The sequence below is a fragment of the Ruegeria sp. HKCCD6428 genome, from assembly GCF_013110595.1.
GTDB lineage: Bacteria > Pseudomonadota > Alphaproteobacteria > Rhodobacterales > Rhodobacteraceae > Ruegeria.
This window is the reverse complement of the sequence record NZ_WVQX01000001.1, coordinates 302,824-324,850: the sequence shown is the minus strand read 5'-3', so window position 1 is coordinate 324,850 and position 22,027 is coordinate 302,824. Positions and strand designations below refer to the sequence as shown.

At 59.0% G+C, this 22,027-nt stretch carries 23 protein-coding genes; 12 read left to right on the top strand and 11 right to left on the bottom strand.

Annotation, left to right across the window (positions count from 1 at the left end):
- The first annotated feature begins 72 nt into the window (after nucleotides 1-72).
- Complete coding sequence (locus tag GS620_RS01570) at nucleotides 73-801, top strand: cytochrome c (RefSeq protein ID WP_152457716.1); 729 nt, start codon at nucleotides 73-75, stop codon at nucleotides 799-801.
- On the opposite strand, the gene GS620_RS01565 is transcribed toward GS620_RS01570, so the two are convergent.
- Nucleotides 795-2,750 (bottom strand): 4Fe-4S binding protein, encoded by a 1,956-nt coding sequence (locus tag GS620_RS01565; protein WP_171613746.1) that lies wholly within the window; start codon nucleotides 2,748-2,750, stop codon nucleotides 795-797. The genes GS620_RS01570 and GS620_RS01565 overlap by 7 nt on opposite strands.
- A gap of 263 nt (nucleotides 2,751-3,013) precedes the next feature.
- On the opposite strand from GS620_RS01565, the gene GS620_RS01560 reads away from it, so the two are divergent.
- From GS620_RS01560 to GS620_RS01515, 11 genes are all read left to right on the top strand, one after another.
- Nucleotides 3,014-3,568, top strand: a complete 555-nt coding sequence (locus GS620_RS01560) for a DUF3305 domain-containing protein (RefSeq protein WP_171116373.1) — start codon at nucleotides 3,014-3,016, stop codon at nucleotides 3,566-3,568.
- Nucleotides 3,565-4,146 carry a DUF3306 domain-containing protein gene (locus GS620_RS01555; RefSeq protein WP_171168535.1) on the top strand — a complete coding sequence of 194 codons (582 nt, stop codon included), beginning with the start codon at nucleotides 3,565-3,567 and terminating at the stop codon, nucleotides 4,144-4,146. Before GS620_RS01560 ends, GS620_RS01555 begins: the two co-directional genes overlap by 4 nt.
- 4 nt (nucleotides 4,147-4,150) lie before the next feature.
- Entirely contained in the window at nucleotides 4,151-4,762 is a 612-nt protein-coding gene (locus GS620_RS01550) for a molecular chaperone (RefSeq protein WP_171116377.1), read from the top strand.
- Between the two features lie 57 nt (nucleotides 4,763-4,819).
- Complete coding sequence (locus GS620_RS01545) at nucleotides 4,820-5,008, top strand: ubiquinol-cytochrome c reductase iron-sulfur subunit N-terminal domain-containing protein (protein ID WP_171116379.1); 189 nt, start codon at nucleotides 4,820-4,822, stop codon at nucleotides 5,006-5,008.
- 105 nt (nucleotides 5,009-5,113) lie between these two features.
- Nucleotides 5,114-8,008, top strand: a complete 2,895-nt coding sequence (locus GS620_RS01540; protein WP_171613744.1) for a formate dehydrogenase subunit alpha — start codon at nucleotides 5,114-5,116, stop codon at nucleotides 8,006-8,008.
- Between the two features lie 12 nt (nucleotides 8,009-8,020).
- Entirely contained in the window at nucleotides 8,021-8,614 is a 594-nt protein-coding gene (gene fdh3B, locus GS620_RS01535) for a formate dehydrogenase FDH3 subunit beta (RefSeq protein WP_010439472.1), read from the top strand.
- A 111-nt stretch (nucleotides 8,615-8,725) separates the two neighbouring features.
- Nucleotides 8,726-9,076 (top strand): putative quinol monooxygenase, encoded by a 351-nt coding sequence (locus GS620_RS01530; RefSeq protein ID WP_171613742.1) that lies wholly within the window; start codon nucleotides 8,726-8,728, stop codon nucleotides 9,074-9,076.
- A 27-nt stretch (nucleotides 9,077-9,103) separates the two neighbouring features.
- Nucleotides 9,104-10,300, top strand: a complete 1,197-nt coding sequence (locus GS620_RS01525; RefSeq protein WP_171613740.1) for a formate dehydrogenase subunit gamma — start codon at nucleotides 9,104-9,106, stop codon at nucleotides 10,298-10,300.
- Nucleotides 10,301-11,563, top strand: coding sequence for a c-type cytochrome (locus tag GS620_RS01520; protein ID WP_171613738.1), 1,263 nt, complete (start codon nucleotides 10,301-10,303; stop codon nucleotides 11,561-11,563).
- Between the two features lie 13 nt (nucleotides 11,564-11,576).
- Nucleotides 11,577-11,702 (top strand): hypothetical protein, encoded by a 126-nt coding sequence (locus GS620_RS22170; RefSeq protein ID WP_256367494.1) that lies wholly within the window; start codon nucleotides 11,577-11,579, stop codon nucleotides 11,700-11,702.
- Entirely contained in the window at nucleotides 11,703-12,575 is an 873-nt protein-coding gene (locus tag GS620_RS01515) for a helix-turn-helix transcriptional regulator (RefSeq protein WP_171613736.1), read from the top strand.
- Between the two features lie 49 nt (nucleotides 12,576-12,624).
- Here the strand turns inward: GS620_RS01515 and GS620_RS01510 are convergent, their stop codons facing one another.
- The 10 genes from GS620_RS01510 to GS620_RS01465 form a co-directional block, all read right to left on the bottom strand.
- The gene (locus GS620_RS01510) at nucleotides 12,625-13,440 is read right to left on the bottom strand and encodes a substrate-binding domain-containing protein (protein ID WP_171613734.1); all 816 of its coding nucleotides are present in this window, start codon (nucleotides 13,438-13,440) and stop codon (nucleotides 12,625-12,627) included.
- A 22-nt stretch (nucleotides 13,441-13,462) separates the two neighbouring features.
- On the bottom strand, nucleotides 13,463-14,197 hold the full coding sequence (locus tag GS620_RS01505; protein WP_171116391.1) for an ATP-binding cassette domain-containing protein: 735 nt from the start codon (nucleotides 14,195-14,197) through the stop codon (nucleotides 13,463-13,465).
- Nucleotides 14,190-14,903: an ABC transporter permease gene (locus GS620_RS01500; protein WP_171613732.1), complete on the bottom strand. Its 714-nt coding sequence runs from the start codon at nucleotides 14,901-14,903 to the stop codon at nucleotides 14,190-14,192. The genes GS620_RS01505 and GS620_RS01500 overlap by 8 nt, the downstream gene beginning before the upstream one ends.
- 157 nt (nucleotides 14,904-15,060) lie before the next feature.
- The gene (locus GS620_RS01495; RefSeq protein ID WP_171613730.1) at nucleotides 15,061-16,050 is read right to left on the bottom strand and encodes an ABC transporter substrate-binding protein; all 990 of its coding nucleotides are present in this window, start codon (nucleotides 16,048-16,050) and stop codon (nucleotides 15,061-15,063) included.
- Between the two features lie 59 nt (nucleotides 16,051-16,109).
- Nucleotides 16,110-16,955 (bottom strand): ABC transporter permease, encoded by an 846-nt coding sequence (locus GS620_RS01490; protein ID WP_171613728.1) that lies wholly within the window; start codon nucleotides 16,953-16,955, stop codon nucleotides 16,110-16,112.
- Nucleotides 16,952-17,869 carry an ABC transporter permease gene (locus GS620_RS01485; protein ID WP_171116397.1) on the bottom strand — a complete coding sequence of 306 codons (918 nt, stop codon included), beginning with the start codon at nucleotides 17,867-17,869 and terminating at the stop codon, nucleotides 16,952-16,954. Before GS620_RS01485 ends, GS620_RS01490 begins: the two co-directional genes overlap by 4 nt.
- Nucleotides 17,866-18,309, bottom strand: a complete 444-nt coding sequence (locus GS620_RS01480; protein ID WP_253283776.1) for a GNAT family N-acetyltransferase — start codon at nucleotides 18,307-18,309, stop codon at nucleotides 17,866-17,868. Before GS620_RS01480 ends, GS620_RS01485 begins: the two co-directional genes overlap by 4 nt.
- Nucleotides 18,299-19,096 carry an ABC transporter ATP-binding protein gene (locus GS620_RS01475; protein ID WP_171613726.1) on the bottom strand — a complete coding sequence of 266 codons (798 nt, stop codon included), beginning with the start codon at nucleotides 19,094-19,096 and terminating at the stop codon, nucleotides 18,299-18,301. The genes GS620_RS01480 and GS620_RS01475 overlap by 11 nt, the downstream gene beginning before the upstream one ends.
- A gap of 55 nt (nucleotides 19,097-19,151) precedes the next feature.
- Nucleotides 19,152-20,606, bottom strand: coding sequence for a dihydropyrimidinase (gene hydA, locus GS620_RS01470; RefSeq protein WP_171613724.1), 1,455 nt, complete (start codon nucleotides 20,604-20,606; stop codon nucleotides 19,152-19,154).
- A gap of 92 nt (nucleotides 20,607-20,698) precedes the next feature.
- Nucleotides 20,699-21,949, bottom strand: a complete 1,251-nt coding sequence (locus GS620_RS01465) for a Zn-dependent hydrolase (RefSeq protein WP_152457697.1) — start codon at nucleotides 21,947-21,949, stop codon at nucleotides 20,699-20,701.
- Between the last annotated feature and the right edge of the window lie 78 nt (nucleotides 21,950-22,027).

Sequence of the window (22,027 nt, the reverse complement as noted above, 5' to 3'; positions counted from 1 at the left end):
CCGCTCATTGCACGTGTCTCCGTCTTTGTCTGTACATTTGACGCATCCCGCCCCGCGAAGTTACGTTGAGCCATGCGCTTTGTCCTCTTGTGCCTGAGCCTGACGCTCTCTGCCACCCCCTCTTGGTCACAAGAGGCGATTGGCCTTGCGGCCCCGGCAGAGGTTAAAGACTCCGGCCTGTTGCAACATATCCTTCCTCGCTTCTCTCTCAAGACCGGGATCCGTGTTATTGCAGACGACGCCGGGGTCATGGTGCTGGAAACCGCGCCGCCCGGTGATCCGGTCTTTGCCCGCAACGACGTGATCTATCACCTGCGTATCGAAGACAACGACCGCCAGACCCGTTTTCTTGAATGGCTGAAATCGGATATCGGCAAGCGCACGGTGGAAAGCTTTGCCCCGGCAGACGGAGGGCCCTACTCTGCCAGTTTTGATATTGCCGTGGTTGAGTCCGGTGACATCGTTGAAGGCGACACCCAACTTGGCGAAGAACTTTCGATGACCCATTGCGGGCGCTGTCATGTCATCGGGCCAAGGAACCGCATGAATGGCCTGGGGTCGACGCCCTCTTTCGCCGTTCTGCGCGCAATGCCCGACTGGTCGCAGCGATTCGAAGCGTTTTTCGCCCTGAACCCCCACCCCGCATTCACACAGATCGACGGTCTGACACCGCCTTTCGATCCCGAACGCCCGTCTCCTATTCACCCGGTTGAGATGACATTGGACGATCTTGACGCGATCCTGGCGTTCGTATCGCGCATCGACGCTGCGGATCTGGGTGCACCTCTGAAACTTCAGTGATCCTTTCTGTCTGAATAGTAATCCTCGGTCGTGACGACCCGAGGCTTGGGCTTTGACTGGAAAGGATTGTCTTGCTGTTGGAACTGCACGTTCACCCGGCAATTGTCACACATCTGGATCATCCGCGCCTGATCCGACGTCGCGAACATCGGATGCGTGCCCGACAGCTTCTCCATGATCCGCTCAACCGTGGACTTCACGCCGAACAATGCCCCGCATTCCACGCAGGCAAAAGGTTCTTCTTCGTTCAGAACCTGCTGTGACAGGGCCGCATCGCTGAGATCAAGTTGTGGAACAAGCGTGATCGCATCCTCGGGGCATATGGTCTTGCACATCCCGCATTGCAGACAGGCGTCTTGTTGGAAATTCAATTGCGGCATATCCGGATTGTCGATCAACGCACCGGATGGGCACAGCGACACACAGCTGAGGCACAGGGTGCAGCTGTCGGTATTCACTGCAACTGCCCCGTAAGGCGCATTTTCAGGCAGCGGCAAAGGCGATTCAGCCTGCGGGTTCAGCGCCTGTGCTGCCAGCCGCGCGATTTGCCGGCGATTGCCCATAGGCAAGACCGGATCGGACAAAGGCCGGGGCACCGCCTGCCCGTACAGCAGATCGGACATCGCATCGGGGTCTGTTTCGTCAATCAGGCCTATACCCTCGGGGCCAGCAATGGCATGTGCCAATTCAAGCTCCCGGTTCAACGCCTCGCGTTCAGTCGTCGGCGCCAACAGCACAACCACCCGCGCGAACCCATGCGCCAGAGCCGCCAGCATCTCGGCATGGCCAAAGCCAGATATCACGTTCAATTCCAATGGGATCACGTCCGAAGGTAATCCACGTCCGAAACGCGCCGCCAACCGGATCATTTCGGCCCCGTGGGCGTCATCATGTACAAGCAACCGAGGCGCGGTGCCGCCGGCCCGTCGATAGGTACGGGCCAGAATATGCATCCGCGACAACAGCGCCGAAACAGGTGGGTCTTCGTAGGTTATGGCCGTTGAAGGGCACAGCGCGGCGCAAGCACCACAGCCTGCACATACCATCGGGTCAATCGCCACATGCTCGCCCGCCGGGGAAATCGCACCGGTTGGGCAGATATCCAAACAGTTGGTACAGCCCACCTGCTCGGCCCGGGAATGGGCACACAGGGTTTCTTCCACGCGCACATAAAGCGGCTTTTCGAATGTCCCCACCAATTGCGCGGCTTCAAAAGCCAGACGTTCCACGGAAACCGCATCCCTGGGATCAGCCCGCAGATAGCCTTCGCGCTTGTCCGGGGCCTGAACAAAGGGCGTTTCTCCTGCCAGATCGATGACAATGTCACACGATGAAAGCGCACCGTCCTTTGGATCGGTCCAAGCAAACGCGCCGCGCCCACCGGGCACGACCTGCTGAAGCGCGTCCAGACGCAACGAAAACCCACCGAGCGCACCGGAAACCGAACGCAGCCGCCCCCGTACCACGTCATAGGCGCGCGAGAGAGGCTCTGACAAATCGGTCGTCATGACGGTCACTGCCAACGAATCCGCCAGACGCTCTGCCAGATCAAAGGCCACCGCACCGGGCCCGATGATGAAACAGGTGCCTTCACTGAAGACATCCACGCTGGGTGTGACCGGTTGCGCCAGAACGGCCTCGGCCGCCAATGCCGCCATCTTGGGGGTCGCATCCGCACCTTGGTCTGACCACCCGGCCCGATCGCGCAGATCGACAAATCCGGGCACGTCGATATTCAGGTCTTCGGCCTGTGACCTGAAAACGTCATGCTCTTGCGCACAAGCGATGACGGTATCACCTTCTTTCATCAAGTCCGCGGCGGACTGCAACTCATCGGTACAAAGCGCGGTATGCAACCTGGAACAGGCAACGCCGCAGGCGCTTTCGATCTTGTCCGGATCGAATGCCTGTGTTCCGGCGCAATCACATAGCAGTAGTTTCGTGGCCATATCCTCTCCTCGGGCAACCGCCCCGGTTCCATGCACACTAGGCTGTACCCCCGGGAAAGCAACTTCAACCCCTTGCCGCGTTTCCTGCACAGGGTTGAATTTCGGCAATAAATGCCACGAAACACAAGCATTCACAGGACCTGCTCACGCAGTTGCTACCCTGGACTACGACCAAAGTCGTAGAGCTTAGGCTTGGCACACAACCAGTTTGTGTACCATAGTGGACTTGGAAAGGCAGGGGAGAGCCTTTCGGGGAGGAGCCAGTGGCCAAGGCCGCAAGCCAGACTGAAATGCCGGTTGGCGTCATCGTGCGCAAGACACCCGGGGTCACACGGTGGGCCCGGTGGAACTGGCGCGCTGTGGCCCTTTTACCCGGCGCGGGACCGGCCGACTGGCAGGAACTGCGCCGCGAAGGCGATGCCGTCGAGTATCACGCGGCCACCTTGCCCCTGACGCTCTGGGCAGATGAAACCGAAGCCTACATGGTTAACTTGTCGGATGGGCAGCCTTCGCTGTACCTTGTGCTGCGGGACGAACTGAAAGGCGAAACTCCCCTGAATGCAGTTCTGATCACCGCCTCTCCGTTCGAGGGGCAGGATTACGCGGATACCGGTGAAGAAATTGTCGAGAAGATACCGATGACTGAAGGGCTGATTGCCTGGGTCCGCGATTTTGCTTTGAAACATCATCAGCACGAAGTTTTCGTCAAGCGCCGCCGCGACAAGAAGCGGACAGATCTGGTTGAAGACGGTAAGGGTGATGCTCGTATCCGGCAGACGTCGGACGTGTATCGCGCCCCGAGAAAGGCGCTGCAATGAACCGGCCCGATGATTTCTGGTCTCGCCGAAAGGCCGCCGTTCACGCCGAAGCCGAGGCCGAGGCACTGGCCCTTGAAGAACAGGCGATCGCAGAACGGCAAGCGGAGCTGGAAGAAAAGGATGACGCCGAGATCCTCGCCGAGTTCAACCTTCCCGACCCAGAGACCCTGCAACCCGGCGACGATGTTTCGGGCTTCATGGCCAAGGCCGTGCCTGATCGCCTGCGCCGTCGGGCTTTGCGTCGGCTGTGGCGGCTGAACCCGGTTCTGGCCAATGTCGACGGGCTGGTTGATTACGGCGAGGACTACACCGATGCGGCCTGCGTGATCGAAAACATGCAAACCGCCTATCAGGTTGGAAAAGGTATGCTGGCACATATCGAAGCACTGGCGGCCGACGCGGAAGAGGCCAAAGACGATGCTGCTGAAAGCGAAGCCGATACGCGCGCTGAACCCGAGGCCGAGCCGGTCGAACCCGATACCGGGCCCGAACCGGTTTCCGTCGCCCGCGCGGACGAGCCGGAAGAAATCGACCTTCCCCCGGCGCCACGTCGAATGACATTTGAATTTGAAGGATGACCGAATGACCGCAAGTGACGCGCACACTCTGGACGTTTCAGCCGAGGATCGCCTGCGCGCGGATTTCTACAACTTTCTGGGCTTGCTGCTGGCCGGTCCACCCGACCAGATGCTGCTGGATCAAATGGCGAGCCTTAGCGGGGATGACACTGATCTTGGTCAGGCCATCCAAGCCATGGCGCGGGTTGCAAAAGTCACCAAGCCCGCCGCCGCGGAACGGGAATTCAACGCATTGTTCATCGGTTTGGGTCGGGGCGAATTGCTGCCCTATGCCAGCTTCTATCTCACGGGTTTTCTGAACGAGAAACCTCTGGCGCAGCTCCGCAATGACATGGCGGTGCGCGGGATCACACGCGCCCAGAACGTGTTTGAGCCCGAGGACAACATCGCCTCATTGATGGAGATGATGGCAGGCATGATCGTTGGGCGTTTTGGCAGCCCGGCATCGCTTGAAGACCAGAAAGCATTCTGGAGCAAACATATCGGCCCATGGGCCGCACATTTCTATTCGGATTTGGAAGCTGCTGAAAACTCTGTTCTCTATGCATCCGTCGGCACCGCCGGTCGGGTATTCATGGAGATCGAGCGCGAAGCGTTCCGGATGACAGCGGGGTAGCCCGCACATCGCCGGTGCCCTGTGGGCACCAAACCGCAATTGGGACAGGAGGAGCCCATGAGCAAGACCAAGGAAGAAGGCGCCACACGCCGCGACTTCCTCAAACTGGCCGGAACCGCAGCGCCTGCTGCTGTTGCCGCCGCCAGCCTGACCGGGAAAGCCGAAGCGGCCGAAGCGCCGACAGACGATACCCGCATCCAGGATACCGCGCATACACGCGCCTACATCGAAAGCACCCGGTTCTAGGATCGGACGTTTTCACACCCGACTGACGGTTGCGATTGGCCCCGACGTCGGCTTCAGCAGTACCAAGCCAGCCGTGGCATACACGGCGCGCAAGGGAGGAAACAAATGCTTAGGAAAAAGACCAACGGGGTTGCGAGACGCCCCCAGCGGACAAGTATCCTGTCCCAGGTCGGCGAGAAAACCGTCGATCGCCGCGCATTCCTGCGTGGATCGGGCCTGACGATCGGCGGCCTTGCCGCGATCAGCGCCACGGGTGGAACCGTGACGCCAGCCAGCGCCCAGACCGCAGCCAACACGGCTGTCGAGAACATCAAGTCCGTCTGCACGCATTGTTCGGTCGGTTGCACGGTGGTTGCCGAAGTTCAGAACGGCGTCTGGATCGGGCAGGAGCCCGGCTGGGACAGTCCGTTCAACCTGGGCGCCCATTGCGCCAAGGGTGCCGCCGTTCGCGAGCACGCCCATGGCGAGCGCCGCCTGAAATATCCGATGAAAAAGGAAGGCGGAGAGTGGAAGCGCATCAGCTGGGAAGAGGCGATCAACGAGATCGGCGACGGCATGATGAGCATCCGCGAAGAATCCGGGCCTGACAGCGTGTACTGGCTGGGTTCCGCCAAGCACAACAACGAACAGGCCTATCTGTTCCGCAAGTTCGCCGCCTACTGGGGCACGAACAACGTGGACCATCAGGCCCGGATCTGCCACTCGACCACTGTTGCGGGCGTTGCGAATACATGGGGCTACGGCGCCATGACCAACAGCTACAACGACATGCACAACAGCAAGGCGATCTTCATCATCGGCGGCAACCCGGCCGAGGCGCATCCCGTCTCGCTGCTGCATATTCTGCGCGCAAAAGAGCAGAACAACGCCCCGCTGATCGTCTGCGACCCGCGCTTTACGCGCACTGCGGCGCACGCGGATGAATATGTCCGTTTCCGCCCCGGCACGGACGTTGCGCTGATCTGGGGTATCCTCTGGCACATCTTCGACAACGGTTGGGAAGACAAAGAGTTCATCCGCACCCGTGTCTGGGGCATAGATCAGATCCGCGAAGAAGTTGCCAAGTGGAACCCGGATGAGGTGGAACGTGTCACCGGCACTCCGGGGTCGCAGTTGAAGCGGGTTGCCCGCACGATGGCCAACAACCGTCCCGGAACGGTTGTCTGGTGCATGGGCGGAACGCAGCACACCAACGGCAACAACAACACCCGCGCGTATTGCGTCCTTCAGCTTGCACTGGGCAACATGGGAACCTCGGGTGGTGGCACCAACATCTTCCGCGGTCATGACAACGTTCAGGGCGCAACGGACCTTGGTGTTCTTTCCCATACCCTGCCCGGCTATTATGGCCTGTCCGCAGGCGCATGGGGTCACTGGGCCCGTGTCTGGGGCGAAGAACCTGAATGGCTGGCCGGTCAATTCGCCACGATCAAGGACAAGGACGGCAAGGACAAACCGCTGCAGAACGAGCGCGGCATTCCTGTTTCCCGCTGGATCGACGGTGTTCTGGAAGACCCGGCCAACATGGATCAGGACAACAATGTCCGCGCCATGGTTCTGTGGGGCCACGCGCCCAACTCGCAGACCCGGATGACGGAAATGAAGACGGCGATGGAAAAGCTGGACATGCTGGTCGTGATCGACCCGTATCCCACCGTTTCCGCCGTTCTGCATGACCGTACCGATGGCGTCTACCTGTTGCCCGCCTGTACGCAGTTCGAAACCCGTGGTTCTGTCACGGCCTCGAACCGGTCTCTGCAATGGCGCGACAAGGTGGTCGATCCGCTGTTCGAAAGTCTGCCGGACGAAGTCATCATGGCCAAGTTCGCCAACAAATTCGGCTGGGCGGATCGGTTCTTCCGCAATATCGAGATGGAAGACCCCGAAACCCCGAATGTTGAAAGCATCACGCGTGAGTTCAACTCGGGTCTCTGGACCATCGGCTATACCGGTCAGTCGCCGGAACGTCTGAAAAGCCATATGGCCAACCAGCACACGTTCGACAGAACCACGCTGCAAGCCATTGGTGGACCAAACGACGGCGAATATTACGGTCTGCCGTGGCCCTGCTGGGGCACACCGGAAATGGGCCATACGGGAACACCAAACCTCTATGACATGTCCAAACCGGTGGCCGAAGGCGGCTTGACCTTCCGTGCCCGTTTCGGCGTGGAACGCGACGGCGACAACCTGCTGGCCGAAGGGGTCTATAGCGTTGGATCGGAAATTCAGGATGGATACCCTGAGTTTACGATGCAGATGCTGATGGATCTTGGCTGGGACGGTGATCTGACGGCCGAGGAACGCGCGGCCATCGACGCCGTGGCCGGACCAAAGACCAACTGGAAAACCGACCTGTCCGGCGGCATCCAGCGGGTCGCGATCGCACATGGCTGTGCGCCCTTCGGGAACGCCAAGGCCCGTGCGGTTGTCTGGACCTTCCCGGATCCAATCCCACTGCATCGCGAGCCGCTCTATACCAATCGGCGCGATCTGGTGGCGGATTATCCCACCTACGAGGATCGTCAGGCCTATCGTCTGCCCACCCTTTATGCATCGATCCAGAAGAACGACTTTTCAAAGGATTACCCGATTATCCTCACGTCTGGTCGTCTGGTCGAATATGAAGGCGGCGGTGATGAGACACGGTCCAATCCGTGGTTGGCTGAGCTTCAGCAGGACATGTTCGTCGAGATCAACCCGCGTGATGCCAACAACCTTGGCATTCGGGACGGATCACAGGTCTGGGTCGAAGGCCCCGAGGGCGGCAAAGTCAAGGTGATGGCGATGCTGACCAACAGGGTCGGTGCCGGTGTGGCCTTCATGCCGTTCCACTTCGGTGGCCATTTCCAGGGCGAGGACCTGAGGGAGAAATACCCCAAAGGTGCAGACCCCTATGTGCTGGGTGAAAGCACCAACACCGCCCAGACCTATGGCTATGATTCAGTGACCCAGATGCAGGAGACCAAGGCGACTCTCTGCAAGATCTGGGCAGCGTAAGGAGGACGATAAATGGCTAGAGCAAAGTTTCTCTGCGACGCTGAACGCTGCATCGAGTGCAACGCCTGCGTAACCGCGTGTAAGAACGAACACGAGGTGCCGTGGGGCATCAACCGCCGCAGGGTGGTGACGATCAATGACGGCAACCCGGGCGAACGCTCGATCTCGGTCGCCTGTATGCATTGTTCGGATGCGCCCTGCATGGCGGTGTGCCCGGTCGACTGCTTCTATCAGAACGAAGAAGGGGTCGTCCTGCACTCCAAGGACCTGTGCATTGGCTGCGGCTATTGCTTCTATGCGTGCCCCTTCGGCGCGCCGCAATATCCACAGGCGGGTAACTTCGGATCGCGCGGCAAGATGGACAAATGTACCTTCTGCGCCGGCGGCCCCGAGGAAACGCACTCGACCGCAGAGTTCGCCAAATACGGTCGCAACCGGATCGCCGAGGGCAAGCTGCCCATCTGCGCCGAAATGTGTTCCACCAAGGCCCTGCTCGCCGGTGACGGCGACGTGGTTTCCGCAGTTTACCGTGAACGCGTCGTGGCGCGAGGTTTCGGCTCGGGCGCCTGGGGCTGGGGCACGGCCTACGACCAGAAAGACGGTTGAAATCCGGCTTTTGACAAAGCAGCCTCCCGCCCTTTGCGGGGGGCTTTTCAAGTGATGTGATCGGGGATCCGTTTCCTGCAACGTCACAGCAAACATATTTGAGAGGCATGCATGACCAATGATGTTTACTGGCTGCTGAAGCTTGACCTCGATCTGGATAAAAAGGATGAGTTCGAAGCGCTTATGGCGGAAATGGTCGCGGCCACGCTGCACGAAACCGGCGCCAGAAGCTATGAATGGCACATGACCGGTTCGGCTGTTCATATCTATGAACGCTATGCTAGTTCCGAAGATGCCATGATACATATGCAAAATTTTGGTGCTAACTTCGCTGAACGGTTTCTGGCCCTTCTGACGCCAGTGGGGTTGGATGTGTATGGTCCGGCCAAGGATGATCTTCGCGAAGCGCTCACGCCAGTCGGCGCCGTTTTTCACCAGCAAATCGGTGGATTTGACCGCTGATATGAAAATGCACAGGAGGATATCCCTATGCGTCTGATTCAGTTTCTGCTCGTTTCGATTTTTCTGACCGGAGCCGCATGGGCGCAAGAGACCTCTGAACCCACGGCGGATGAGCGCACCTCGACCGGCGGAGCGACAACGCTGGAAGACATTCTCGCCCGGCAGCGTGGTGAAACCGTCGACAACAGCTATCGTTCCGAGAACACAGGTCAGGGCAATGCCGAGGGGTTGCTGGGGCAGCTTGGCACGCGTGGTGTGGCCTCGGACAGTGACGTGTATCGCGCTTTGCGCTATGGCTCGGCTGATGTGACGGTGTCTTCTCATGGTCCGGCAGACAGCGTGCTGATTCAGGATGGCGGCATGTGGTGGCTGACCTTCCGCACCGGACCGCTGCGCGAATACGGCACCTATATCATTGCCGGGATGCTGGGCATCATCCTGTTGTTTTTCCTGATCCGAGGCAAAATTCGCATCGATGGTGAGAAAACCGGCCGCACGGTCACGCGATTCAACGGGTTCGAGCGGTTCGGCCACTGGATGTTTGCCGGGTCGTTCCTGATCCTTGGCGTCACGGGCCTGCTGACGCTTTATGGGCGCGATTTCCTGATCCCGATTTTCGGGAAAGAGGGCTTTGCGGCCCTCGCACAGGGCTGCAAGTGGTTGCACAACAATCTGGCCTGGGCCTTCATGCTGGGCCTGATCATCGTCACGGTAAACTGGATTGCCCATAACATCCCCAACCGCGTCGATCTGAAATGGCTGGCCGCAGGTGGCGGGTTGTTCACCAAGAACAGCCACCCACCGGCAAAGAAGTTCAACGCCGGTCAAAAGATCATATTCTGGGCCTGCATCCTGCTGGGCGTCTCCATCAGCCTGTCGGGTCTGTCGCTGTTGTTCCCATTCGAGATGCCCTTGTTTGCCAAAACCTTCCAGATCGCCAATGCGACCGGTATTCCACAAATGATGGGCTTGAACCTGCCGGAGCAGATGTCGCCGCAGGAAGAAATGCAATATGCCCAAGTCTGGCACGTGATGGTTGCTTATGTGTTCATTGCGATCATCGTGGCGCATATCTATCTCGGCTCCGTTGGAATGGAGGGCGCCTTTGACGCCATGGGCACCGGCGAGGTCGAAGAACAATGGGCCCGTGAACACCACTCTTTGTGGCTGGAAGAAGTTCAGGAAAAAGAGGCAGGCAAAACCGCCGCCTCGCCTGCTGAATAGATGCGGGGGCTGGTTCTGGCCCTGGCGCTGATCCCTCTGCCCGCCTTGGCCGAATTCTTCACACTCAAGGGACACGGCGGCCCAATCATGGGGATCGCCACAGCCTCGGACGGGCGTATCGCAACAGCCAGTTTCGACAATTCCGTCGGACTGTGGGCTGATCGGACCCCCGAATGGCTGGAAGGTCATGAAGCCGCCGTGAACGCCGTTGCCTTCAATGGCACGGCCATCTACTCGGCCGGAGATGACTTCACCCTGCGCAAGTGGCCCGGTGGCGACGTGGTTGGGCGACATCAGGGCAAGATCGTGGGTCTGGCAGCGTCCAAGACCCACGTCGCAACCGCCAGTTGGGACGGAACGATTGGGGTTTGGCCCGTTAACGGAACCGCCCACACAACTCTTGGGCCGACCGGAAGCGGTGTGAACGCCGTGGTGTTTTCTTCAGACGGCACACAGCTTTATTCAGCGGGCATGGATGGATCGCTGCGCATTTGGGACGTAAGGAGTGGACAAGAGATCACCCGGCTCATCGAACACGGGTTCGGCATCAACGAACTGGTCCTGAATGAACCGGACAACTGGATCGCTTACGGTGCTGTTGATGGAGTGACCCGAATACTGGACCTTTCCACCGGTGAAGAACGCGATTTCACTCTGGATCGTCGCCCGATCCTTGCCATGGCGCTCAGCCCGGATCGTCGGTTTCTGGCCGTGGGCGACGGTGAAGGCTATATCATGGTCATCGATACCTCGGACTGGCGCATCGCGCAGGACTTTCGCGCAACGTTGCGGGGGCCAGTCTGGGCCCTGGCCTTTTCGGTCGATGGTGAAAACATCCATGCGGGCGGAATTGACGAGGCAATGTACAGTTGGCCAGTCACCACCTTGTCCGACCGGCAACAGATGGCTTCTGCCGAGCCGAGTTTTCTGCAAAACCCCGACGAGATGGACAATGGTGAGCGTCAATTCGCGCGGAAATGCTCGATCTGTCACAGCCTGACACCCGACAGCCAACGCCGCGCAGGTCCCTCCTTGCACGGGGTTTTCGGCAGACGCGCGGGCACGTTACCGGGATATTTGTACTCGGATACGCTGCAAGGCTCTGATATCATTTGGAATGACGAAACGATAAATGCTCTTTTCGACGAAGGGCCTGACCATTACATTCCGGGGTCCAAGATGCCGATGCAGCGAATTACACAAGCTCAGGATCGTCAGGATCTTATTGCTTTTCTGCGCCGCGCAACGGGTGCCCGGAACTGAACTGGAGGAGACCATGAAAGCCTTTCTTGCCGCGGTCGCCGCGATGGTCGTCATTGCAGTGGCAGCCCCTGCCGTGCTGGATCGGATCGGTTTCACCGCCGCCGACGCCACGTCCGGCTCTGCCGTGCGCCTCGACTGAATGTCGCAATACCTGACCACCCGCGAACTGGCCGATCTGCTGCGCATCGGCGAGCGCAAAGCCTATGATCTTGCCTCTTCGGGCGAGGTGCCCTGTGTTCGCGCCATGGGCAAACTGCTGTTCCCGCGGGCCGAAATCATTGCCTGGCTCAACGCGTCGCGATCCGGTCCGCAGGTGGCCGAACCGCCTCTGCCTCCGATTGTAGCAGGCAGCCATGATCCTCTGTTGGACTGGGCGCTGCGTGAAAGCGGATCGGGGCTTGCCACCTATTACGACGGCTCTTTTGACGGGCTGACACGGCTGAGCGAACGCAGCGCACAGGCGGCCGTGTTGCACATCCACGAAGACGGAGGGTTCAACGAAATATCCCTGCGGGACGCCTTGGGCGAAGGGCCGGTGGTGTTGTACGAAGTCGCCCGGCGCAAGCGCGGGCTGCTTCTTGCCCCGGGCGTATCGGATATCAAAACGTTCAAGGATCTCAAATCGCGCCGCGTGATCATGCGTCAGGACAGTGCGGCCAGCCAACACCTGTTCGACAGCCAGCTGGAAGCCCATGGCATGAGCCGAGACGATCTGGACGCAACCCCCGGCTGCGCACGCACCGAAGAGGAACTGGCCATCGCCCTTCACGGCGAAAAGGCCGAGGCCGGCTTTGGGTTGGGGGCTTTGGCAGGGCTTTACAACCTGGGTTTCGTCCCCACCCATTCCGAGAGGCTGGATCTGGCGATTTGGCGTAGGTCATATTTTGATCCGCCAATGCAGAAACTGATAACGCTGCTGCGCTCGGATCAATTTGCGCAAAGGGCCCGTGAATTCGGTGGCTACGACCTGTCGGGCCTGGGCACGATACACCACAACGGTGCCAGCGGTTGAGCCTTCACCCGCCTTTTACCTTGTCAGGATGCGCCCGCCGCAGGCCGGCTTAGTCGGCGTTCGGAAAGAACACCTGCTGCCCGTCCAGCCTGAACGACGCAATCGCCTCCTGCCCGTCCGGCCCCGTCAGCCAGTCGATAAATCGTCGGCCGGAAGCTGCTCGCACATGAGCGTGCTTGTCAGGGTTCACAAGAATCACGCCGTATTGATTGAACAGGCGTGGATCCCCTTCGACCAATACCTCAAGATTTCCCCGGTTCCCAAACGACAGCCAAGTGGCCCGATCCGTCAGCGTATAGGCATCCATTCCACTGGCCACGTTCAGCGTCGCGCCCATACCAGATCCGGTTTCGCGATACCACGTACCCGAAGCTTCGGCAGGGTCCAGCCCGGCTGCGGACCAATAGCCCAGTTCAGCCTTGTGTGTTCCGCTGTCGTCACCGCGTGATGCAAACGGCGCTTCGGCCTCGGCGATTTTCGACAGCGCGGCCAACACATCGGTGCCGCCGCGAATTCCGGCAGGGTCAGACTTGGGGCCGACCAGAACGAAATCATTGTACATCAGATCCTTCCGCTCTACGCCCCAACCGTCAGCAACGAATTTCTCCTCGGCCGGTTTGGAGTGAACCAAAAGAACATCCCCGTCCCCGTTGATGGCGTTGCGAATGGCCTGACCGGTTCCAACCGCCACGACACGAACATCGATACCTGAATCGGCTTCGAACCACGGAAGGATGTATTCCAACAGTCCCGAGTTCTGTGTGGACGTGGTCGACTGCACCACAATATACGGCTCTTCCGCCGAAACCGCGCTGGTCAACAGGCCCAAAGCCACCGCTGCTGCCCGAATTGCTTTCCGGAACATCACTCTCTCCGCTTTCTCTTTTTCAGGTAACCAATCCGCCCGCCAAATAGCGGCGCGACGCATCGCTTTCGGGTGAATTCAAAACCTGTTTTGCCACACCATGTTCCACGACGTGCCCGCCCTGCATCATGACCACGTCCGAGGCCAAACGACGTGCCTGACCGATATCATGCGTCACCATCACGATCCGCACGGCCCGAGCCGATGCCCGCAATATCATTCGTTCGATCATCTGGGTCGCGCTTGGATCCAGCGCGCTGGTGGGCTCGTCCAGAAACAAGGTCTCGGGGTCCAGCGCCAGCGCACGGAGAATCGCCAATCGCTGCGCTTCTCCCCCGGACAATGACCGCGCGGGTTGTCTGGCCTTGCCGTCCAGCCCGCCTTCGGCCAGCAATTCGGCGATACGGGCCTTACGGGCCCTTCGTCCCATGCCTTGACGCTTGAGAACGAAGTCAAGGTTTGCCGCAACTGATCGACGCAGCAGAACCGGTTTCTGAAACACCATCGCCTGGCGGGCTTTCTGTGCCGCGCCCAGCGGTTTTCCATCCTGGACGACCTGCCCCCGATCCGGCGTGATCAAACCGTGCAGGCAGCGCAGCAACAGGCTTTTGCCTGCACCGTTGGGGCCAAGAATCAAGGTTGGCCCCGGCCCATCCAGAACCAATGACGAGACGTCCAACAACGCCTTGCCGTTACTTCGGATTTGCAGGTTCTCGACTTTCAGGCAATTCACCGCGTCGCAGAACAGGTCACGCATGACGTACCCCTTCCCGTTCGGCCCGCAGGCTGACCGCGCTGACCATCGCGTTCACGGCCACCGCGATCCCAATCAGGATTGCCCCCAGCGCCAGAGCCAGCGCTAGATTTCCCTTTGACGTCTCCAACGCGATCGTTGTCGTCATCACGCGCGTCACATGATTGATGTTGCCGCCCACGATGATCACCGCGCCGACCTCGGCAATGGCGCGCCCAAACCCCGCAAGCAAGGCCGTGACCAATGCCAGCCGTGCATCCCACAGCAGCACAGGAACCGATGCAAGCCGTGACACGCCCAGTGATCGCAACTGTTCAGAGTACTCCTCGGCCAGCATTTCGACCACCTGTCGGGTCAGCGCGGCAACAATAGGAGTGACCAACACGACCTGAGCGATGATCATTGCCGTCGGGGTATACAAAAGCTCGAGCACACCCAGCGGGCCAGAACGGGACAGCATCAGATAGACCAGCAACCCCACAACCACGGGTGGGAACCCCATCAAGGCGTTCATCAGAACGATCAGCATCCGCCGTCCCGGAAACCGGGCCACAGCCAAAGAAGCACCGACAGGCATGCCAATCAGGGCAGAAATCAGAACCGCAAACACGGATACTTTAAGGGACAACAGCACAATCGCCCAAAGCTCTGAGTCTCCCTCAAAGATCAGAGCGATCGCAGAACTGAATTCTGATGCAAATCCCTGCATTTTTTTCCACTTTTTCTGCATTCCGTACGAAATGCGCTCTTTTACAAGCAAATACTACTCTGTTTTTGGTTTAAGTACAGACACATATCCGGCATTCTAAATGAAAAACGCGGCCCCGATTGGGACCGCGTCTCAATTCGTGAATAGAGGGCTGAAGTTAATTCAGCGCAGCTTCGGTGATCTGATGCGTCCAAGCCCCTTCGGGCTTTTTAGTGATAACCGGATCGGAACCGCCTGCCAGCAGAGTGTTGACAGTGCGGTCGAAATCAGCCGGGTCCAGCGCTCCGTTCGACCCTGCGGTCAACTTGGCGATCTCACCCATCATACGCTTTTGGTGTTCTTCCGTCTGGGCACCGGTTGCATCGTTTTCCAAAACGATTTCCGCCGCTTCGTCTGGATTCTCCTCCGCATATTTCCAACCCTTCATCGACGCGCGAACGAACCGCTCCATCTTGTCAGTGAAGGCCGCATCGCTCAGGTTCTCTTCCAGAACGTAAAGACCATCTTCCAGCGTCGCCACGCCCTGGTCTTCGTACTTGAAGGTCACCAGTTCATCCGGGCTGACACCGGCATCAATGACCTGCCAGTATTCATTGTAGGTCATGGTGCTGATGCAATCCGCCTGACGCTGAAGCAACGGGTCCACGTTAAAGCCCTGCTTCAGAACTTCCACGCCGTTTTCGCCTTTGCCATCAGTGCTGATGCCCAACTGGCTCATCCAGCTCATGAACGGAAACTCGTTGCCAAAGAACCAGACACCCAGCGTGCGGTTCTTGAGGTCCTCGGGCGACGAGATCCCAGCGTCTTTCCAGCAGGTCAGCATCATGCCAGAGCTTTTGAACGGTTGAGCGATGTTCACCAGCGGCAGCCCTTTTTCACGAGCAGCAAGCGCGGCGGGCATCCATTCGACGGTGACATCAGCGCCACCGCCTGCAATCACCTGTGTCGGAGCGATGTCAGGTCCGCCGGGAAGAATGGTGACGTCCAGCCCCTCTTCTTCGTAAAAGCCCTTGTCCTTGGCAACGTAGTAGCCCGCGAATTGTGCTTGCGTGACCCACTTCAGTTGCAATGTCACCTCGTCCGCAGCCAGCGCCGCACTGGCTGCCAGACCAAAGGCGGCAACCGCCCCGCTGAGTAGCTTGTTCATCTTCAATTCTCCTAGTTGCTTGTTGTGCCCCAATTTCGGGGTCTGTTGATTTCCTTGTTTTATCCGCGCTGTGACGGGTGCCAGAAGGTCACCACTTTTTCGACCCCCGCCACCAGACCATAAAAAGCTGTACCTGCGAGTGCCGCAACAACGATTTCGGCCCAGACCATGTCTAATGACAGTTGCCCGACGCTGGTAGATATCCGGAACCCCATACCAAGTGTCGGCGAGCCGAAGAACTCGGCCACGATAGCGCCGATCAGCGCCAAAGTGGTGGAAATCTTCAGCCCGTTGAAAATGAATGGCATCGCCGCAGGCAGTCGCAGCTTCAAAAAGCTCTGCCAATAGGTTGCGGCATAGGTCTCCATCAGATCGCGTTGCATCGAGGTGGCTTCACGTAGCCCGGCCACGGTGTTCACGAGCATCGGAAAGAACACCATCACAACCACCACCGCCGCCTTGGAGTGCCAGTCGAACCCGAACCACATCACCAGGATGGGGGCGGTTCCGACAATCGGCAGGGCGGCCACGAAATTGCCGACCGGCAACAGGCCCAGGCGCAGGAAATCCCAGCGATCCACGGCAATCGCCATCAGAAAGGCAGCAATGCACCCGATGACATAGCCGCTGAGCGCGCCCTTGATGATGGTCTGCACAAAGTCAGCCCACAGGATCGGAAGGCTGTCCGCAAACCGCACCGCAATCACCGATGGCGCTGGCAGGATAACCAGTGGAACCTCAAGCCCGCGCACCAGAAGCTCCCAGATCCCGATGACCGTCAGGCCAAAGATCAGCGGGGCCAGAAACCGCACCATTCGGGTGTCGGCATAAGGCCCGCTGGCCAACCGGCTATTCAACCACCAGCCCAAAAGCCAAAGCAGGACAGCACACAAAACCAGTATCATTGCGCCATCCCCATCCGTTTCAATACGGCCCGTTCAATCAGCCCCAGCAACCCGACCAGGCACGCCGCCAGAATGGCAGCCGCGAACAGAGCCGACCAGATCTGTACCGTCTGACCGTAATAGCTGCCGGCAAGCAACCGCGCGCCCAGACCGGCAACAGCCCCTGTCGGAAGCTCACCAACAATGGCGCCGACCAGCGACGCGGCGATCCCGATTTTCAGCGAGGTGAACAGATACGGCATGGATGCCGGCAGGCGCAATTTCCAAAAGCCCTGAGACCGGCTGGCGTTATACGTCCGCAACAAGTCCAGCTGCATCGCATCGGGGCTGCGCAGGCCCTTGACCATGCCGACGACAACCGGAAAGAAACTCAGATAGGCCGATATGATCGCCTTGGGAATGATGCCCTGGATACCGACGGAATACAGCACCACAATGATCATCGGAGCCAGCGCGATGATCGGAATGGTTTGACTGACAATGGCCCATGGCATGACCGACAGGTCCATCACGCGGCTATGCACGATACCCACGGCCAGAAGAATGCCTAGGCCGGTGCCAATCGCAAATCCCAGCATCGTCGCGCTGAGCGTGACCCAGCCATGATAGATCAGCGACCGTTTCGAAGTGATCTTTTTCTGGACCGTCGTTTCCCACATTTCCACGGCGACCTGATGCGGGGCCGGCAAACGAGGCCTGTCCTGTTCCCACGTGGCCGGGATGGCGAATGTGTTGTTCAAAACAAGACCAACCTCAGACATGTCCCGCCGGTCCTTGGCGGATGGCGGCTGCACGATGGCCCCCGCGCGTTCTTGTTCGGTCAACACGCCCTTTATGTTCATCGGAATACAGGCCACGTACCAGAACAGAACAATTGCGGCGATGACGGTGAATACGGCGATGACTTGCTTCATGCACGCCACTCCATCCGATAGACGGGCACGGTATCCGGCGGCACAGGGGGTTCCTCGGCCGTCACTTCAAACCCTTCACGGCGATAAAAACGTTGCGCCGCCGTATTGGGCCGGTGCGTCGTCAGCCAGAGAAAATTTCGGCCCTCTTTTGCTTTGTCGACAAGGCGCTTGCCGATACCCTGCCCCGTCCGGCTGCAATACAGCGCGCCGATTTTATTCTGTGCCGGGTCCACTGACATGTAGCAATCGACCGGATCACCTGCGACCCACATTTCACGGCTGTCGAATGCGTCGCTGATCAGCTTCGCCAGCTCGTCGACAGGAAGTTCGTCGGGCATCCAGTCCGTTTGCGTGGCCCAGTCATGAACAACCTTGGCGCAGGCAGGCACATCGTCTGGCGCCGCGCGCCGGATCTTATCCGCATTCAGCTCAGCCGTCATTGGAATGCCCACCCCGCAAACCTTCGCGCACACGGTGCGCGACCTCGATGAATTCCGGGGTGTCGCGAATGTCCAGCGGCCGTTCCTTGGGCAGCGGGCTGTCAATCACATCGGCGATCCGCCCGGGCCGCGGGCTCATCACCACGATCTTTGTGCTCAGATAAACTGCCTCGGGAATGGAATGCGTCACAAATCCGATCGTCTTTTCCGTACGCGCCCAAAGCTCAAGAAGCTGCTCGTTCAGATGGTCCCGCACAATCTCATCCAGCGCCCCGAACGGCTCGTCCATCAGCAGGATATCCGCGTCGAACGCCAGGGCCCGAGCAATACTGGCCCTCTGCTGCATCCCACCGGACAACTGCCAGGGAAACTTGCCGCCAAACCCTTCCAAATCAACTAGTTCCAGGACCTTTCTCACTCGTTCATCCTGTTCGGCAGCACGGTATCCCATGATCTCAAGAGGCAGTTTTATGTTCTTTGCAATGGTACGCCAGGGATATAGGCCCGCCGCCTGAAAGACATACCCGTACGCCCGGTTTCGACGCGCCTCATCAGGCGTCATGCCATTGACGGTCAGCGTCCCGCCCGTAGGTGTCTCCAGGGCTGCGATACAGCGCAGAAAGGTGGTTTTGCCACAGCCGGACGGCCCGATGAAACTGACGAAATCGCCCTTGTCGATTGTCAGGTTCACGTCTTTAAGCGCGTGTACTGGCCCATCATTGGTCTGGAATATCAGGTCCAGCTGCCTTGCCTCGATGACGGGCTGGGTCGTGCTTTCAGTGTTCATTTTATTGCCTTGAAAAGAGTGGTGTCAGGGCCGCCAGCAAAGCGGCCCCAACTGATCAAACACCGGTCGCCGGAATTCCCGTCCGCTCGACGGGTCTTGGGGCGGTCAGCTCTTTCCAGGTACTCAGCGCCTTGTTGACGGTGGTGTTCGCCTCACGCGCGACAAAGTCTCCATGACCTTCCTGCGTCCGGATTTCACCGTCATGCACCGCCACCTGACCCCGCGTCAGAGTAAAGCGCGGCAGACCTTTGATCTCTTTGCCCTCGAACACATTGTAGTCGATCGAAGATTGCTGCGACGCGGCGCTGATTGTCTTGCTTTTCTCAGGATCCCAGACAACAAGATCAGCATCCGCCCCGACCAGAATCGCACCCTTTTTAGGATAGCAATTCAATATCTTGGCAATGTTTGTTGAAGTGACAGCCACAAATTCGTTCGGCGTCAGACGCCCAGTGTTGACCCCATGTGTCCACAGCATCGGCATCCGGTCTTCCAGCCCGCCGGTGCCGTTTGGGATCTTGGTGAAATCCCCGACGCCAAAGCGTTTCTGTTCGGTTGTAAAGGCGCAATGATCGGTTGCAACCACGCTCAGCGTTCCCGATTGCAGGCCATTCCACAGGCTGTCCTGATGCTGTTTATTGCGGAACGGAGGGCTCATGACCCGTCGCGCCGCATGGTCCCAATCCTGATTGAAATATTCACTTTCGTCCAATGTCAGGTGCTGGATCAGGGGTTCTCCCCACACCCGCTTGCCCTGCATTTTTGCCCGGCGGATGGCTTCATGCGCCTCTTCACACGAGGTGTGTACAACATACAGCGGCACACCCGCCATATCCGCGATCATGATCGCCCGGTTGGTGGCTTCGCCTTCCACCTGCGGCGGGCGCGAATACGCATGTGCTTCGGGGCCGGTATTGCCTTCGGCAAGCAGCTTGGCGCTCAGCTCTGCCACCACATCCCCGTTCTCGGCATGTACCAGCGCGGTACCGCCAAGCTCGGCAAGACGCTTGAACGAGGCAAACAGCTCATCATCATTCACCATCAGCGCGCCCTTGTAGGCCATGAAATGCTTGAAGGTGTTGATACCGCGCGTCTCGATCACGGTTTTGATGTCGTCGAACACCTGTTCCCCCCACCAGGTCACCGCCATATGGAACGAATAGTCACAATTGGCCCGTGTCGACTTGTTGTCCCAACGTTTCAGCGCATCCAGCAGGCTTTCACCCGGATTGGGCAGTGCAAAATCGACAACCATGGTGGTACCGCCCGCCAGGGCCGCCCGCGTCCCGCTTTCAAAGTCATCACTGGAATAGGTGCCCATGAACGGCATTTCGAGATGGGTATGAGGATCAATCCCGCCCGGCATCACAAAACAGCCGGTTGCGTCCAGTTCCTTGTCCCCCGTCAGGTTCATACCGATTTCGGTGATCACGCCGCCCTCGACCAATACATCCGCCTTGTAAGTCAAATCCGCGGTGACAACGGTTCCGTTTTTGATGACAGTACTCATTTTGAACTCCCTGATGCGGTCTGCGCCGCTTGCTTCATCTGGCCAAAAATATCCCGGGGGAGTCGCCCTCGGGGCGACGGGGGCAGCGCCCCCTATTCCACGATTTCGGCAGTCTCGACCACGGCATGCAGCAGTACATCCGCCCCGGCTGCGGCCCATTCCTTGCTGATTTCTTCGGCTTCATTGTGACTCAGCCCGTCAACACAGGGGCACATGATCATCGCGGTCGGCGCAACCCGGTTGATCCAGCAGGCATCATGCCCCGCGCCCGAGATGATATCAGTGTGCGAATAGCCCAGCCGTTCGGCTGCGTTTCGCACGGCCGATACGCAAGCATCGTCAAATTTCACCGGATCGAACCCGCCGACTTTCTCGAATTCGATCTGAAGACCCATCTCGTCAACGATGTCCTCGGCAGCCACCCGCAGGCGGTTTTCCATGTCGGTGATCACCTCCAGTTCGGGCGAGCGGAAATCGACCGTAAACACCACCTTGCCCGGGATCACATTGCGTGAGTTCGGGTAGACATCGATATGCCCTGCCGCACCCACCGCATGAGGAGCATGAGACCATGCGATCTCGTCGACTTTCTCCAGGATCCGCGCCATGGCCAGCCCGGCATTCTTGCGCATCGGCATCGGTGTCGATCCGGTATGCGCGTCCTTGCCTGTTACCGTGATCTGCGTCCAGCTCAGCCCCTGACCATGGGTGACGACGCCGATATCCTTGCCTTCGGCTTCAAGGATCGGGCCCTGTTCGATATGCAGTTCAAAGAACGCGTGCATCTTGCGGGCGCCCACCTCTTCATCACCACGCCAGCCGATCCGGTTCAGCTCATCCCCGAACTTTTTGCCCTCAGCATCTTCGCGGTTGTATGCCCAGTCTTGCGTGTGCATCCCGGCAAATACGCCCGAAGACAGCATCGCCGGCGCGTAACGCGTGCCTTCTTCGTTTGTCCAGTTGGTGGCGACGATCGGATGTTTCGTCTTGATCCCCAGGTCGTTCAGCGTCCGGATCAGTTCCAGCCCTCCCAGGACACCCAGCACGCCGTCAAACTTACCGCCTGTCGGCTGCGTATCCAGATGCGATCCCACGTAAACCGGCAGCGCGTCCGGGTCAGTGCCTTCGCGGCGGGCAAACATGTTGCCCATCTGGTCAAGCCCCATGGTGCACCCTGCTTCCTCGCACCATTTCTGGAACAAGGCGCGGCCTTCCGCGTCCTCATCCGTCAAGGTCTGGCGATTGTTGCCACCAGCGACACCCGGGCCGATCTTGGCCATCTCCATCAGGCTGTCCCACAACCTGTCGCCATTGATCCTGAGATTCTGCGCCGGAGCTGCCATGTTCATCTTCCCTGTTTGCTGGCGAGTTGGCTCGCTTTTGATGTCTTGATTTGACCATATGGTCAAACTCACGCTATC

Excerpts from the sequence above, each read along its gene's own strand:
- GS620_RS01570 (WP_152457716.1), top strand. The coding sequence starts at position 73 with ATGCGCTTTGTCCTCTTGTGCCTGAGCCTGACGCTCTCTGCCACCCCC.
- GS620_RS01565 (WP_171613746.1), bottom strand. The coding sequence starts at position 2,750 with ATGGCCACGAAACTACTGCTATGTGATTGCGCCGGAACACAGGCATTC.
- GS620_RS01555 (WP_171168535.1), top strand. The coding sequence starts at position 3,565 with ATGAACCGGCCCGATGATTTCTGGTCTCGCCGAAAGGCCGCCGTTCAC.
- GS620_RS01550 (WP_171116377.1), top strand. The coding sequence starts at position 4,151 with ATGACCGCAAGTGACGCGCACACTCTGGACGTTTCAGCCGAGGATCGC.
- GS620_RS01545 (WP_171116379.1), top strand. The coding sequence starts at position 4,820 with ATGAGCAAGACCAAGGAAGAAGGCGCCACACGCCGCGACTTCCTCAAA.
- GS620_RS01540 (WP_171613744.1), top strand. The coding sequence starts at position 5,114 with ATGCTTAGGAAAAAGACCAACGGGGTTGCGAGACGCCCCCAGCGGACA.
- fdh3B (WP_010439472.1), top strand. The coding sequence starts at position 8,021 with ATGGCTAGAGCAAAGTTTCTCTGCGACGCTGAACGCTGCATCGAGTGC.
- GS620_RS01530 (WP_171613742.1), top strand. The coding sequence starts at position 8,726 with ATGACCAATGATGTTTACTGGCTGCTGAAGCTTGACCTCGATCTGGAT.
- GS620_RS01525 (WP_171613740.1), top strand. The coding sequence starts at position 9,104 with ATGCGTCTGATTCAGTTTCTGCTCGTTTCGATTTTTCTGACCGGAGCC.
- GS620_RS01520 (WP_171613738.1), top strand. The coding sequence starts at position 10,301 with ATGCGGGGGCTGGTTCTGGCCCTGGCGCTGATCCCTCTGCCCGCCTTG.
- GS620_RS22170 (WP_256367494.1), top strand. The coding sequence starts at position 11,577 with ATGAAAGCCTTTCTTGCCGCGGTCGCCGCGATGGTCGTCATTGCAGTG.
- GS620_RS01515 (WP_171613736.1), top strand. The coding sequence starts at position 11,703 with ATGTCGCAATACCTGACCACCCGCGAACTGGCCGATCTGCTGCGCATC.
- GS620_RS01510 (WP_171613734.1), bottom strand. The coding sequence starts at position 13,440 with ATGTTCCGGAAAGCAATTCGGGCAGCAGCGGTGGCTTTGGGCCTGTTG.
- GS620_RS01505 (WP_171116391.1), bottom strand. The coding sequence starts at position 14,197 with ATGCGTGACCTGTTCTGCGACGCGGTGAATTGCCTGAAAGTCGAGAAC.
- GS620_RS01500 (WP_171613732.1), bottom strand. The coding sequence starts at position 14,903 with ATGCAGGGATTTGCATCAGAATTCAGTTCTGCGATCGCTCTGATCTTT.
- GS620_RS01495 (WP_171613730.1), bottom strand. The coding sequence starts at position 16,050 with ATGAACAAGCTACTCAGCGGGGCGGTTGCCGCCTTTGGTCTGGCAGCC.
- GS620_RS01490 (WP_171613728.1), bottom strand. The coding sequence starts at position 16,955 with ATGATACTGGTTTTGTGTGCTGTCCTGCTTTGGCTTTTGGGCTGGTGG.
- GS620_RS01485 (WP_171116397.1), bottom strand. The coding sequence starts at position 17,869 with ATGAAGCAAGTCATCGCCGTATTCACCGTCATCGCCGCAATTGTTCTG.
- GS620_RS01480 (WP_253283776.1), bottom strand. The coding sequence starts at position 18,309 with ATGACGGCTGAGCTGAATGCGGATAAGATCCGGCGCGCGGCGCCAGAC.
- GS620_RS01475 (WP_171613726.1), bottom strand. The coding sequence starts at position 19,096 with ATGAACACTGAAAGCACGACCCAGCCCGTCATCGAGGCAAGGCAGCTG.
- hydA (WP_171613724.1), bottom strand. The coding sequence starts at position 20,606 with ATGAGTACTGTCATCAAAAACGGAACCGTTGTCACCGCGGATTTGACT.
- GS620_RS01465 (WP_152457697.1), bottom strand. The coding sequence starts at position 21,949 with ATGGCAGCTCCGGCGCAGAATCTCAGGATCAATGGCGACAGGTTGTGG.